13 protein-coding genes and 2 pseudogenes are annotated in these 12751 nt (G+C 37.2%); 8 read left to right on the top strand and 7 right to left on the bottom strand.

Translation table 11 applies throughout. The annotated features are described in order from the left end of the window. Positions 1 to 100 precede the first annotated feature (100 nt). Positions 101 to 457 (top strand): annotated as a pseudogene (gene tnpA / locus FJR37_RS05195) (IS200/IS605 family transposase). A 3-nt stretch (positions 458 to 460) separates the two neighbouring features. On the opposite strand, the pseudogene FJR37_RS26835 reads toward tnpA, so the two are convergent. Continuing rightward, a pseudogene (locus FJR37_RS26835) lies at positions 461 to 574 on the bottom strand (element excision factor XisH family protein); the annotation flags it as partial. 123 nt (positions 575 to 697) lie between these two features. Beyond that, positions 698 to 1837 carry a TRAP transporter substrate-binding protein gene (locus FJR37_RS05185; RefSeq protein WP_039199256.1) on the bottom strand — a complete coding sequence of 380 codons (1140 nt, stop codon included), beginning with the start codon at positions 1835 to 1837 and terminating at the stop codon, positions 698 to 700. Positions 1838 to 2099: 262 nt separating this feature from the next. Between FJR37_RS05185 and FJR37_RS05180 the strand changes: the two genes are divergently transcribed. The 3 genes from FJR37_RS05180 (at position 2100) to FJR37_RS05170 (ending at position 5124) form a co-directional block, all read left to right on the top strand. Further along, the gene (locus tag FJR37_RS05180) at positions 2100 to 2906 is read left to right on the top strand and encodes a Uma2 family endonuclease (protein ID WP_039199254.1); all 807 of its coding nucleotides are present in this window, start codon (positions 2100 to 2102) and stop codon (positions 2904 to 2906) included. Positions 2907 to 3147: 241 nt separating this feature from the next. After that, the gene (locus FJR37_RS05175) at positions 3148 to 3771 is read left to right on the top strand and encodes a TRAP transporter small permease subunit (RefSeq protein ID WP_174763392.1); all 624 of its coding nucleotides are present in this window, start codon (positions 3148 to 3150) and stop codon (positions 3769 to 3771) included. A gap of 9 nt (positions 3772 to 3780) precedes the next feature. Next, complete coding sequence (locus tag FJR37_RS05170) at positions 3781 to 5124, top strand: TRAP transporter large permease subunit (RefSeq protein ID WP_039199252.1); 1344 nt, start codon at positions 3781 to 3783, stop codon at positions 5122 to 5124. 88 nt (positions 5125 to 5212) lie between these two features. Here FJR37_RS05170 and FJR37_RS05165 read toward each other — a convergent pair whose 3' ends face one another. After that, positions 5213 to 5644, bottom strand: coding sequence for a putative toxin-antitoxin system toxin component, PIN family (locus tag FJR37_RS05165; protein WP_235334439.1), 432 nt, complete (start codon positions 5642 to 5644; stop codon positions 5213 to 5215). Beyond that, positions 5622 to 5840: a hypothetical protein gene (locus tag FJR37_RS05160; RefSeq protein WP_039199250.1), complete on the bottom strand. Its 219-nt coding sequence runs from the start codon at positions 5838 to 5840 to the stop codon at positions 5622 to 5624. The genes FJR37_RS05165 and FJR37_RS05160 overlap by 23 nt, the downstream gene beginning before the upstream one ends. 539 nt (positions 5841 to 6379) lie before the next feature. On the opposite strand from FJR37_RS05160, the gene FJR37_RS05155 reads away from it, so the two are divergent. Beyond that, positions 6380 to 6565: a hypothetical protein gene (locus FJR37_RS05155; RefSeq protein WP_168465482.1), complete on the top strand. Its 186-nt coding sequence runs from the start codon at positions 6380 to 6382 to the stop codon at positions 6563 to 6565. 83 nt (positions 6566 to 6648) lie between these two features. Here the strand turns inward: FJR37_RS05155 and FJR37_RS05150 are convergent, their stop codons facing one another. The 3 genes from FJR37_RS05150 to FJR37_RS05140 all read right to left on the bottom strand — a co-directional run bounded on the left by FJR37_RS05150 (position 6649) and on the right by FJR37_RS05140 (position 8166). Then, positions 6649 to 7227 carry a Uma2 family endonuclease gene (locus FJR37_RS05150; RefSeq protein WP_028091459.1) on the bottom strand — a complete coding sequence of 193 codons (579 nt, stop codon included), beginning with the start codon at positions 7225 to 7227 and terminating at the stop codon, positions 6649 to 6651. A 259-nt stretch (positions 7228 to 7486) separates the two neighbouring features. Beyond that, positions 7487 to 7930 carry a type II toxin-antitoxin system PemK/MazF family toxin gene (locus FJR37_RS05145; RefSeq protein WP_027402220.1) on the bottom strand — a complete coding sequence of 148 codons (444 nt, stop codon included), beginning with the start codon at positions 7928 to 7930 and terminating at the stop codon, positions 7487 to 7489. Continuing rightward, a complete protein-coding gene (locus tag FJR37_RS05140) occupies positions 7924 to 8166 on the bottom strand; it encodes an AbrB/MazE/SpoVT family DNA-binding domain-containing protein (protein ID WP_027402219.1) in 243 nt (80 codons plus the stop codon). The genes FJR37_RS05145 and FJR37_RS05140 overlap by 7 nt, the downstream gene beginning before the upstream one ends. A gap of 374 nt (positions 8167 to 8540) precedes the next feature. On the opposite strand from FJR37_RS05140, the gene aspS reads away from it, so the two are divergent. From aspS to FJR37_RS05125, 3 genes are all read left to right on the top strand, one after another. After that, a complete protein-coding gene (gene aspS / locus FJR37_RS05135; RefSeq protein ID WP_168465481.1) occupies positions 8541 to 10328 on the top strand; it encodes an aspartate--tRNA ligase in 1788 nt (595 codons plus the stop codon). A gap of 284 nt (positions 10329 to 10612) precedes the next feature. Further along, positions 10613 to 11866 (top strand): AAA family ATPase, encoded by a 1254-nt coding sequence (locus FJR37_RS05130; RefSeq protein WP_168465480.1) that lies wholly within the window; start codon positions 10613 to 10615, stop codon positions 11864 to 11866. Positions 11867 to 11880: 14 nt separating this feature from the next. Next, complete coding sequence (locus FJR37_RS05125; RefSeq protein ID WP_168465479.1) at positions 11881 to 12618, top strand: hypothetical protein; 738 nt, start codon at positions 11881 to 11883, stop codon at positions 12616 to 12618. The last annotated feature ends 133 nt before the right edge of the window (positions 12619 to 12751 follow it).

Below are 12751 nucleotides of genomic sequence, written 5' to 3'. Positions count from 1 at the left end.
ATTAAAATTTTAGCTGTGAGAGTGACTAAGTAGGTGAACGGAAAAAAACCGTAGACGCGGAGCGGCTTCTCGAAGGTACGAGAGTAATGCGGTATCACTACTGAATTACCACTTTGTATTTATTCCTAAGCGCCGAAAAAAAGTCCTAGTAGGTGCTATTGCACCAGAGGTTACAGCAAATTATCTGTGAGTTGGTTATAGAAAATAGGTGGAAAATTATTGCTATGGAGATTATGCCAGATCATGTCCATCTGTTTTTAAATGTGTTGCCAACCGATGATCTATCTAGTATTATATATGAGGAAAATTAAGGGGAGAGCGTCTCATCATCTGGTGGAAAGAATTTCCTGAACTTTTAAAAATACCTACGTTGTGGGCACCAAATTATTTTGTTAGTACCGCTGGGAATATTTGTACAGAAACAGTGAAAAAATATATTGAAGAGCAACGCAGTTAACGTCAATGCAGGATGAAATTCACTTACTGCTGAGCTACTAGCAAAGTTTTTGATTTCTACAGCAATCTTTTCTTCTCCTTTATCCGCAGCAATTAATCTTTCTGCACCTAACTGCACCTAAATCAATTCTAACTTCTTCTAAATCCTCCTGATAGCGCAGCGTGGCGTTAGCCATACTTCTAGCCCTCACAGACAACTTATTCAGCAAACCCGAAATAAATCTCTGGCTGACATTCTTAATTATTTCCCTACTTTCAGTTTCCCATAGGCATAACGGGTTAAACTGCCTTCATTGAGATTATTCCAAGCATACATCCGATCTCTAAAAGGTTTCCACTGTTCATAAACGGCTTTAAAATCAGCATCTTTAGCCGCAAATTCATCATATAAAGCAAAAGAGGCTTTTTCCGCTGCTTCCAAAATTTCTTGACTATAAGCACGCAGTTGAACCCCGGTTTTTAATAGTTTCTCTAATGCTTCACTATTACGGGTATCATAACGAGCTAACATTGTTGTATTCGACTGATATGCAGCGGTTTCTAAAGCTGCTTGGTATTGCGGTGGTAACTTTTTCCATTCGTCCAAATTAACTTGTACTTCTAAAGTTGGACCTGGTTCCCACCAACCTGGATAATAATAAAATTTAGCGACTTTATTTAAACCCAATTTTTCATCATCATAGGGTCCCACCCATTCAGCCGCGTCAATAGCACCTGTTTGTAAGGCTTGGAAAATTTCCCCACCAGGGAGAGTCTGTACGGTTACTCCCAGTTTAGCCATAACTTGCCCGCCTAAACCGGGAATCCGCATTTTTAAGCCCTTGAGATCATTAAGTGTTTTGACTTCGTTACGAAACCATCCCCCCATTTGTGTCCCCGTATTTCCCGCAGGAAATTGAATCACATTAAATTTACTGGCGTAAATTTCCCGCAGTTTGGTTAAACCTCCACCTTCATATAACCAAGCATTTTGTTGTTGGGCATTGAGTCCAAATGGTACTGATGTACCAAATCCTAGAGCGGGACTTTTACCAATGTAGTAATAAGCAGCAGTATGTCCGGCTTGGACTGCACCTTGGGAAACCACATTGAGAACTTCTAAACCGGGGGCTATTTCTCCAGCCGCACGGGGTTCGATGATAAATTTCCCATTAGTGAGAACTTTGACGCGCTCTGCTAAAACCTGCGCTCCGCCAAAAATAGTTTCTAAAGACAATGGCCAACTTGTAGCCATTTGCCACTTGATTGTCGGTAGGTTACTGATATCGGTTTGACCTGTAGATGCTTGATTTTGCGCCTTTTGACAACCACCAACAATTGCGACTCCTGTAGCTGCGATCGCACTTTGAGATAATCTGTTAACAATAGCTCGACGTTTCATAAAAATGAATATTAGTAAGATTTACCTACAATATCATAATCATGTAAAATTTTAGCCACTACAGGGTAGGTTGATGTTAAAATTTTTCGTTGGGACAAGGCACGGGGAAAAAAGGTTTTAGACTTGTTTACTTTTCCTTATACAGTTTGATTCTATGGTGCTGATACACTTAAAACTTATTATTTCTTATAATTTTGCCAATTGCTGATCATTTCAGATTAGTATAAAAATATTAAGTAATTTCTAACTAAATTTAACGGCTATGTTAGAAACTGTTTTGGCTGAACCTAGCATTAAACTGCCACCCACCCAGGCAGAACTTCCTTGTGATGATGGTATCCCCATGGAGACACAAAGACATAAATTACAAATGGATATTTTAATTGATACGATTCAGCCTTGGTTAGATCAAAGGGCTGATGGATATGTAGGTGGCAATATGTTTGTCTACTACAGTTTAGCACAATTAAAAAATCAAGATTTTCGCGGTCCAGATTTCTTTGCTGTTTTGGGTGTGCCAAAAACAGAACGACTTTCTTGGGTAGTTTGGGAAGAAGGAAAACCCCCAGATGTGGTAATTGAATTACTTTCAGAAACCACAGCTAATAATGATAAAAATCAGAAAAAATTGATTTATCAAAATCAAATGCGGGTTTCTGAATATTTCTGGTATGACCCGTTTAACCCCAATGATTTTGCAGGTTTTGATCTTAATAGTGGTGCATATCAACGGATTGCCCTAAATGAAAAAAATCAATTGGTAAGCAAAGTTTTAGATTTGGCTTTAGTGCGTTGGCAAGGTAATTACAGAGGTGTTGATGCAACTTGGTTACGCTGGGCAACTTTGGACGGTGAATTATTTCCCACTTCTCAGGAAATGGTAATAATTACACAACAAAGAGCAGATGAAATAGAACAAATTGCAGAACAGGAAAAACAACGGGCTGAACAAGCCGAATTGCAATTAAGACAAGTTGCTATTAAGTTGTTACAGAATGGAATGTCTGGAGAACAAGTGGCACAATTAACAAATTTGGATATTTTGGAGGTAGAAAAATTGATTAATTAATACTTCAGTAAAACGGGCGGTTTCTCGTTCCCATACTCTGTATGGGAATGAATTCGAGAAGGCTCTGCCTTCAATAAAAAAAGAGGCAGAGCCTCTGTTAGGGCATTCCCAGTCAGAGACTGGGAACGAGATAAAAAATGACTAAACCTGGGACGATTTCTGAGTCTTTAGACAGGGAATTTATTCCCTGGCTGAATGGCTGACTGTATTCTCAAGTCTTGCCTTTAATTTATTATGTTCTATGCGTCACTCAAAAAGATTTGCTTTCATCAGTAAGCTATTAAAATTTTCGCAGTTTATTGACAATGGTGCTGATAAATTAGGATGGTTATCAAATTGGCTGGTTTTACTGACCATTGGAGTCGGTTTCTTTAACGTTGTTGCCCGTTATATGGGTCGCTTCATCGGCGTGCAATTGTCTTCTAATGCCTTATTAGAACTGCAATGGTACTTATTTTCTCTCACATTCTTATTCGGCTTTGTTTATATTTTACGTCATGGAGAAAATGTGCGGGTTGATTTTCTCTATACTAATATGAGTGAAAAAAAACGCGCCTTAGTTGATTTTGTTGGCACAGTTTTATTTTTAATTCCCTTTTGTTTAATTGGCATTTGGGTAACATTCAACCCTGTTTTACAATCTTGGGGAAGGTTAACTGATGGTAGTTGGGGAACATGGGAAATATCTTCTGACGCGAATGGGTTACCCCGCGCACCCATAAAAACTATGGTTCCTGTGGCATTATTTTTCCTGCTTTTACAAAGTATTTCTCAAACAATTAAATATTTAGCCGTATTATTAGGCTATCAACAAGTAGCAGAACAAATTCGCTTAGAAACTTCTGAAAATATCAATATTGAATAGGAGATAATTATGGGTTCTGAATGGTTAGCAATTTTAATGTTTGTCGGCTTTTTCTTTATTCTCATGAGTGGCTTTCCTGTCGCTTTTTCTTTTGCCGGCACAGCCATTGTTTTTGGACTTATTGGTACAGCAGTTGGGTCTTTTAATCCGGCGCGTCTCCTCCTATTACCTAATAGTTGGTTTGGCACAATGTCGAATTTTACCTTACTTGCTATTCCCTTCTTTGTGTTTTTGGGCGCAGTTCTAGAAAAGTCAGGATTAGCTGAAGAATTATTAGAAACTATTGGCATTGTATTAAGTCGTGTCAGAGGAGGATTAGCTTTAGCAGTTGTCTTAGTAGGAACTGTTTTAGCAGCCACAACTGGAGTTGTAGCCGCCACAGTAATTGTGATGGGAATGTTATCATTACCGCTGATGTTACGCTATGGCTATGATAAAAAATTAGCTTCAGGAGTAATTATTGCCTCTGGTACTTTAGCCCAGTTAATTCCTCCCAGTTTAGTTTTAGTGATTCTCAGTGATCAAATTGGTGTTTCTGTGGGAGATTTATTTTTAGGGGCATTAATTCCCGGATTAATGTTATCTACTTCCTATATTCTCTATATTTTAGGACTAGCTTTTTTTCAACCGGAAAAAGTGCCACTTATCCCTGATGATGTGGTAATTCCTCAAGGTACTCAATTAATTAAACAAGTTTTTAAAGCTGTTGTACCCCCAATTATTTTAATTTTTGCGGTGTTGGGAAGTATATTCTTTGGTGTGGCAACTCCCACAGAAGCCGGGGCTGTAGGTGCTGTTGGGGCTTCTATTCTCGCAGCTTTTAATAAACGTCTTACACCACAATTAATTCGTGATGCTGCCCATTCTACCGCAGTGATTACGGCTTTGGTGGTGATGATTTTATTCTGTTCTTCTATGTTTAGTTTGGTGTTTGATGCTTTAGGTGGAAAAACTCTGATTACTAATTTATTAATAGGTTTACCCGGAGGATATTGGGGATTTCTAATTGTTAGTAATATCGTGATTTTTATTTTAGGAGCTTTTTTAGAATTTATTGAAATTTGCTTTATTGCTATGCCTTTATTAGTACCAGCGGCACAGGCTTTAAATATTGATATGGTGTGGTTTGGTGTGGTAATGGCAGTGAATTTACAAACCGCATTTATTTCTCCACCTGTGGGCTTTTCTTTGTTTTATTTACAAAGTGTTGCCCCTAAAGAAGTGAGTACATTAGATATTCATAAAAGTGCGATTCCTTTTATAGTTTTACAGTTTATTGTGTTATTAATTGTGATTGCTGTCCCACAAACTGTTCGCTGGTTAATTGATATTTCGGCAACGACTGGGGTTTAAGCCATTTTTGGGCGGTTGGAAACCGCGTCTACACGGGCAAAACCTGCCTACGCAGGTTAAAAGATTTCTGTCTTATCATATTTTATGATCAAACTGAGAAAATTTCTAAAAATTGCGTGGCGGTAATAATATCAACTCCTTGAAAGGGATGAAGTTCTAATAAATCTTTATCTCCTGTAATAATATGAGTTGCATTACCATTAATAGCAACCTCAAGAAATTTATCATCTTTTGGATCTCTACACTCCTTAATCATCTTAACTATTTCAGTTTCTTCTGATTCAAGTTTGAATTTAGCTAAGAATTGAGTACGAATACTCACAGAAATATATTTATCGAATTTTGACCGATTAAGGATTTCTTGTAGTTCTTGAAAAGTCGCATCTGAAAATAAAATTATTCCTAAACTTCTGGCTTTTTTGAATGCCACATCTGGAATAGATGACTTAATCAAAACGGCACTAACTAAAATGTTTGTATCAACAACAAAACGTAATTCATCCATTCTGAAGAATCTCATTTAAAATTTCTGGAGTTAATCCCCTATTTTTCCCTTGTTCTTGCATTTCTTGGATAATGTCATCTAGAGATTTATCTTGAATAATTAATTTGAGCAAATCGTTCACAATAGTCTGAATTTTTTGCTGTTTTTGCGGTTCTGCTGCTTGATAGGCTTTGGCAACTTCTGCATCAACTTTAATGGCAATTGTTTCCATTTTTTGATAGAAAAAGTAAATTACATTTGTTTGATTATAGCATTTAACAGATAAAAGATCAGGTGGGGTTTTCTCATTCAGCTATATCTAAACTACATTACTGCCTTCCCGTTGGCAGATTACCTGAAAACTGACAGATTACGGGATAGATATAAATTGATCAAATTAGCGGTGGGAAACCGCGTCTATACAGGCAAAATCTGCCTACGCAGGTTAAAAATCCCATTAGGTAAATTTAACCAAACGATCAAAAAAGCCCTTTGTCAAAATACATTATGTATAATATAATTTATCCGTCCTGTATATTCTCTATACAGAATTACAAACATCCAAGGGTTAAATCATGGCAAGTTACATTAAGTCTAAAGTCCAACAGTCTCTGAGTTTTCTGCTGGTCTTGGTTACCTGAAAACTGACAGATTATGGAATAGATAGAAGTTAATAAAATCGGCGGTTGGAAATTGGAAAGCGCGTCTACACAGTCATAGCGTTACACTGTTGAATCCATATCAAAATCGTGAACTAAGGAGATAAATAAAATGTCAGAAGAAGAGTTTCAACAAAAAATCTTAAATTCACTCGAAGAATTAAAAACTGATGTGGCAGAATCAAATGATAAATTTGAAGTATACAGGCAAGCTACACAGTCACTGGTTAATTTGGCTTTCGGTTTGATTGCCAGCACTACGATAATTACGGTGGTGTCATCAGTTTTTAAGAGGTAATTTCTGAATACCAAGAAGGCATGGATTTGAAACCCATAATGATGAGTTTTGCCTGTGTAGTAACTGGAACTTGAAATATAGACTTAAAGAAAAATCGGCTGTAAATCTAAAATAAAACCTGGTAATACATCTTCTCCAGATAAACTTATAGGAGATTGTAAAACTTCTATTTCTTGATTTTGACGATAAATTTCTACTTGTTTGGTTTTAGGATTAATTAACCACCCTAAACGTAAACCATTGGCTATAAATTCCTGCATTTTTGCTTGAGTATCTGCTAAATCATCACTTTCAGAAACTAACTCAATCACAAAATCGGGACATAAAGGCAAAAACTTTTTTCTTTGTTCTGGTGTGAGTACATTCCATCTTTCTATTTTAATCCAAGACACATCTGGGGAACGGGTAGCACCATTAGGTAATTTAAAACCTGTGGAAGAATCGAAAGCTTTTCCTAAATTATTTTGGCGATTCCAATACCCTAAATCAAGACACATTTCAAAATTACGATTTCCTGTTTCTCCTCCAGTTGGTGACATAATAGTTAATTCTCCTTGATGTGATAATTCTAAACGCAAATCTTTATTAGCAGCGACTATTTCCACAAATTCATCATCTGTGAATTTTAATGATTGTGGTATTTGTAAAGTTACAGCAGTCATGATTCATACCTCTTGAATAATCTTGAATAAGTAGGTGAACACAATAAAACCAATCTGTGTAAAGAAAAGTAAAATCGCCCAAACCCTCTTCACTCTTGCCTCTTGCCTTTTGCCTCTTGCCTTGCCATAACGACGATTTTGAATGCTAACCTACTTAATACTTTCCATTATATCTGTTAAAATGGCGGTTAGAAACCGCAGCTACACAGACGAAACCCACCTTCGTGGGTTAAATTCCGTGAGTCCGCGTAGGCGCGATTTATAAAATTAATGTTTCAAGTTTCGCTTGTACTTCTTCTATTAAATCTTGGGTAACACTCTCAACAAATTTTACCTTTCTAGCTCTCCAATCTAGTGTTTTAATTTGGTCAGCTAACACAACTCCTTTTGTTTTCATTCCCTCAACAAGTGGAACTTCAAAACTCAGCCCTTTTGGATTGCTAGTTATAGGACACACTAGAACTAAAGAAGCCATTCGATTATATTTAATTGGAGATATAACAAGAACAGGACGATAGCCGATTTGTTCACGCCCAAGTTGTTGTAATTCGTTATTTAATGTCTTAGCAATATCATCAAAAGACATTCCTGACGCTTGCAGGGAAAATGCACGCTTAATCGAATCAGCAGTAAATCTTTGTGTGTTCCCAAATTCTAATTTAACAATATCTCCTCGATTGGGAAAATAAGAATTAACTACCAATCTTCATTCCCCACAGCGTTTCCAGTTTCAAATTCAGGATGAAATTTATCAGGAGTCATACCTTCAAGCAACTCATCCAGGGTATATTTTTTTCTTTTTTGTGGTGTAATCACAATCCTGTTACCTTCCACACTAAAATTTATCGCTATCCCTTCCGTTACTTGCGCTTGTTCAGCTACGGATCTGGGAATCCGAATCGCTAAACTGTTTCCCCATTTTGCCACAACTGTTGTCATAGTTATCTCCCAATATTTTGTTAGAAATCTACAGGACTAAACTTGAGGTTTTCTCCAGTCAAACACTCTTCACAACTTAGGTCAATGTATATACTTTGAGTATACATATTTAATTAGCGGGTGTCAATAAATTTTTTAACCTGTAGAAAGGAAATCGCCCTGATCACTTCCCCCGTCTCTGATCTACGGTTACACACAAGTTCCGAAATAAATACGTTGTAGCAATCACCGGTAGAGTAACCCAACGTCCTGAAGCCAAAGCTAAAATAACTGATTTTTCCAGAACTAAAACTACTACAATGACAATTGATGCTAGATAATGGGAAAGCCTTGACATTTACCCAACCTAGCCCGGAACCAAAGAACTAACAATTATGCGAACTCACTATTGCGGCGAACTCCGAAAAGAACATATTGGTGAAACTGTTACCTTTTACGGATGGGTAGACCGTCGCCGCGATCACGGTGGTGTGATATTCTTAGATTTGCGCGATCGCTCTGGTATTGTCCAAATCGTCAGCGACCCCCAGCGCACCCCAGACTCCTACGAACAAGCTAACACACTCCGCAATGAATACGTTGTGGCAATCACCGGTAGAGTTACCCAACGTCCCCCAGAATCTCTAAATCCCCGGCTACCCACAGGCGAAGTCGAAATCTATGCTGATAAAATAGAACTCCTCAACGCCGTCCGTAAACAGTTACCTTTCCAAGTTTCCACCGCAGACACGGAAACAGTCAGGGAAGATTTGCGGTTAAAATATCGTTATTTGGACTTACGACGGGAACGCATGGCGCAAAATATGCAATTGCGTCACCAAGTCATCAAAGCCATGCGGCGCTACCTGGAAGACTTAGAAGGGTTTATCGAAATTGAAACCCCCATTCTTACCCGTTCTACTCCCGAAGGGGCGCGAGATTACATTCTTCCCAGTCGTGTGAATGAAGGTGAATGGTTTGCTTTACCGCAATCACCGCAACTATTCAAACAATTATTGATGGTATCGGGAATGGATAGATACTATCAAGTAGCGCGATGTTTCCGGGATGAAGATTTACGCGCTGACAGACAACCAGAGTTTACCCAATTAGACATGGAAATGAGTTTCATGTCTGAAGATGAAATTATTGAACTCAATGAAAAGTTAGTTTGTCATATTTTTAAAACCGTTAAAGGAATTGATTTACCTCGTCCTTTTCCTCGGCTTCCCTACGCGGAAGCTATGAATCGTTACGGAAGTGATAAACCAGACACCCGCTATGGTTTAGAATTAGTTGATGTTTCCGACATTTTAAAAGATTCCGGTTTTAAAGTTTTTCGAGAAGCTGTTGCTAACGGTGGTATCGTCAAAATTCTCCCCATTCCTAACGGTAACGATGCCATTTCTAATGTTCGCATTAAACCAGGTGGGGATATTTTCCGAGAAGCCGCAGAAGCAGGTGCGAAAGGATTAGCTTATATTCGCGTTCGAGAAAATGGCGAAATTGACACCATTGGCGCAATTAAAGATAATTTGACACCGGAACAAAAGCAAGAAATATTAACAAGAACAGGTGCAAAAGCTGGACATTTGTTATTATTTGCGGCAGCTGATAGGTCCACTGTTAATAAAACTTTGGACAGAATTCGCCAATTTGTGGCTAAGGAATTTAAGTTAATTGAAAAAGATAAGATTAACTTCCTGTGGGTGACAGAATTTCCCATGTTTGAATGGAATGCAGATGAAAACCGTTTAGAAGCATTACATCACCCTTTTACAGCCCCTCATCCTGATGATATCAGCGATTTGAAAACCGCCCGCGCTCAAGCTTATGATCTAGTATTAAATGGCTTTGAAGTTGGTGGGGGAAGTTTGCGAATTTATCAGCGAGAAGTTCAAGAACAGGTGTTTTCAGCTATTGGTTTATCAACGGAAGAAGCACAAAGTAAATTCGGCTTTTTGTTAGAAGCTTTTGAATATGGCACTCCTCCCCATGGTGGTATTGCTTACGGTGTAGATCGTTTGGTAATGTTGTTATCTGGAGAGGAATCAATTCGTGATGTGATTGCTTTTCCTAAGACTCAACAAGCTCGTTGTTTGTTAACAGATGCTCCTGCAAATGTAGACGCAAAACAATTGAAGGAACTTCATGTTGCTTCGACTTTTAAACCGAAAACCTAAATTACAGGATTGATAAGTAGTGAGACAGAATTAATTACACAATGTCATTGCGTTGGCGCAGCGTGGCGTTAGCCATATGGAACGAAGTGAAATGAAGCAATTCCAAGGGTTGTGATTGCTTCGCTTCGCTCGCAATGACTGTAAATATTTTTGTCCAATTACTTACCGCTATAAAATAATTAGATTCTTCTTGAAAAAGGATCTATCATCTTTTCTTTAGTAGCCAAGCAGGTGTATTATTAATAGTAACAATCTAAAATGATAGTCATTACTAGAAAAAACTTATGTTTACGCAAGTTACACTTAAAAACTTTAAAACCCATAAGCTAACTACTATAGACCTTCATCCAGTCACCTTACTCATTGGTAATAATAATTCGGGCAAGTCTAATCTTTTAGCAGGTATACAACATTTCTGTAGACTTGTCAGAATAGGTCGTCCTGGAAATACTGAAAAATGGGTTAATGTTCACAGAGACTTATATCCTCATCGCTATAGACTAGCTGATGGTGAACCAATGGGATTTAAAATAGCTTGGAATAACTCTAGTGGAAGTATTATTTATGAAATAGAGTTATCTGACAATAAAGATTTTCCAAAATCAGCTATTTGCAAAGAGAAGATAAGTATAAAACTAGATAGTGCAGGTGAAAACATAATTACCAGTGGATATAATAAGCAAACTAATTTAATGACATTGAGACAAGATATTGAAGATAATACATCTCTACAAGCAGCAGAAAAAAAATTATGTAGAGACTTTTTTGGGGATTTTGCAAACACATATAGTTATCACTTCCAACCTGATTTTCTTAAAGGTTTAGTTAAAGATGATCAAATTCGTAATCTTGATGATTTTCACGATGAAATAGGAAAGAGTGATTTTATTAAAATTCCTTCTGAATTAGGTAATACAGGTCGCGGTTTACAAGCAGTTATTAAATATATCAAAGAAAAAGAAGAACGGACATTTACAAGATTTACGGCTTTAATGAGACGATTTGAAAATAACTTTCAAGGTGTTCGCTATAATGATAATATTTCCAAACTAGTTTGGGAATTTGATTTAGGAAGAAAAGGAATTGTCGAAGAATTTCCACCAGATTCAGTTTCAGATGGATTTATGAAAGCAGCAGCTATTAGTCTTCTTGCTTCTCTTCATAGACCACCAACTTTGATACTTTTAGAAGAGATTGAAAATGGTGTAAATCCTGGTAATATTCAAGAACTAATGCGTTGGATTTGGCAAATGACATCTCCAACTTCAGAGGGATTCACATCTCAGTTTATCATTACATCTCATAGTCCATCTGTTTTACGTGAGTTCCATGATCATTTAGATCATGTTTATACTGTTCGCTTAGAAAAACGTAATAGAACTAGTGATGTCAGAAATCTCAATACATCTCTAGAAACCCTTGTAGGTATAGGTACTGTAGAAGGTGATATAGTAGATGATGAAACTACAGGTAAAAAGATAGTTGAGATACCAAAGTATCAGTTGGCAGAACTTTGGTATTCAGGGACAATTGGGTAATCAGGTAAAATCTAATGCTAGAGAGAAACATAGCAATTGTTGGAGATGGTGCTACTGACAGGGCAATTTTTAAAAAAATCTCTGAGTGTATTTTATCTGATGGGGATGAAAATAATGTAACTCTTAATTATATTGAGTTAAGTCGGCAAAACATTCATGATGCCGTAGAAAGATATTGTAAAGAGGTAAATAAAATTAATAGTGGTTGCTATCTAACAGGTGAACAAGCTTCACAATTCAGAAAATCAGTTACAAACACTCTTTATACAGCTTTTACAGAGTTTGAAAAGGAAATAGGAGCAATTTGTAACCGAGATATTTTATTGCTCACTGCTGATACTGAACAGACGCTTTCCGCTCCTGATGACTACTTTAAAGACTGGAGATTCAGTATATCTAAGATATTAGTAGGAAGTATAGAAGAATTTTATCGAGCCAAGGCAAGAGACGGTTATACACACGAATATTTGCCTGTAGTAATTCCAGTCGTCACGTTTCCCTCAACTGAAATATTTATAGCTGCTGCTAAAATAGACCCCAAAAAATTAATTAAGGATGCTTATGGTAAGAAACCAGGAGAATTAAAAACCTTACTTTATGGTACTAAAGAACTTAAAACTCTTAGTGATGAAGACTTTAAGAAGAAAGCATTAGATTTTATCAACGCAGAAAGTATAGGCAAAATTTTTCAGAATGTACCTGAATCTCGTACTTTTATTCAAACTTTATCTCTTGGTAAATATTACATCTAACCCACATTCCGCACCCCTCAGTATCACAATCGGTAATTATGGCTAACGCCACGCTCCGCGTTATCCAAGTTTCCACCATAGGAACAACAACAGGTATAGAAAATCTATTAGTGTAAAAATCTCAAGCCAAAAA

The organism is Aphanizomenon sp. UHCC 0183, from assembly GCF_009712065.1.
GTDB lineage: Bacteria > Cyanobacteriota > Cyanobacteriia > Cyanobacteriales > Nostocaceae > Dolichospermum > Dolichospermum heterosporum.
Note: the sequence above shows the minus strand (reverse complement) of the source record. Positions and strands in the feature narration are given on the sequence as shown.

What these genes read in the sequence shown, in the direction of transcription:
- FJR37_RS05185 (WP_039199256.1), bottom strand. Translation starts at nt 1,837, where the DNA reads ATGAAACGTCGAGCTATTGTTAACAGATTATCTCAAAGTGCGATCGCA.
- FJR37_RS05180 (WP_039199254.1), top strand. Translation starts at nt 2,100, where the DNA reads ATGTTAGAAACTGTTTTGGCTGAACCTAGCATTAAACTGCCACCCACC.
- FJR37_RS05175 (WP_174763392.1), top strand. Translation starts at nt 3,148, where the DNA reads ATGCGTCACTCAAAAAGATTTGCTTTCATCAGTAAGCTATTAAAATTT.
- FJR37_RS05170 (WP_039199252.1), top strand. Translation starts at nt 3,781, where the DNA reads ATGGGTTCTGAATGGTTAGCAATTTTAATGTTTGTCGGCTTTTTCTTT.
- FJR37_RS05165 (WP_235334439.1), bottom strand. Translation starts at nt 5,644, where the DNA reads ATGAGATTCTTCAGAATGGATGAATTACGTTTTGTTGTTGATACAAAC.
- FJR37_RS05160 (WP_039199250.1), bottom strand. Translation starts at nt 5,840, where the DNA reads ATGGAAACAATTGCCATTAAAGTTGATGCAGAAGTTGCCAAAGCCTAT.
- FJR37_RS05155 (WP_168465482.1), top strand. Translation starts at nt 6,380, where the DNA reads ATGTCAGAAGAAGAGTTTCAACAAAAAATCTTAAATTCACTCGAAGAA.
- FJR37_RS05150 (WP_028091459.1), bottom strand. Translation starts at nt 7,227, where the DNA reads ATGACTGCTGTAACTTTACAAATACCACAATCATTAAAATTCACAGAT.
- FJR37_RS05140 (WP_027402219.1), bottom strand. Translation starts at nt 8,166, where the DNA reads ATGACAACAGTTGTGGCAAAATGGGGAAACAGTTTAGCGATTCGGATT.
- aspS (WP_168465481.1), top strand. Translation starts at nt 8,541, where the DNA reads ATGCGAACTCACTATTGCGGCGAACTCCGAAAAGAACATATTGGTGAA.
- FJR37_RS05130 (WP_168465480.1), top strand. Translation starts at nt 10,613, where the DNA reads ATGTTTACGCAAGTTACACTTAAAAACTTTAAAACCCATAAGCTAACT.
- FJR37_RS05125 (WP_168465479.1), top strand. Translation starts at nt 11,881, where the DNA reads ATGCTAGAGAGAAACATAGCAATTGTTGGAGATGGTGCTACTGACAGG.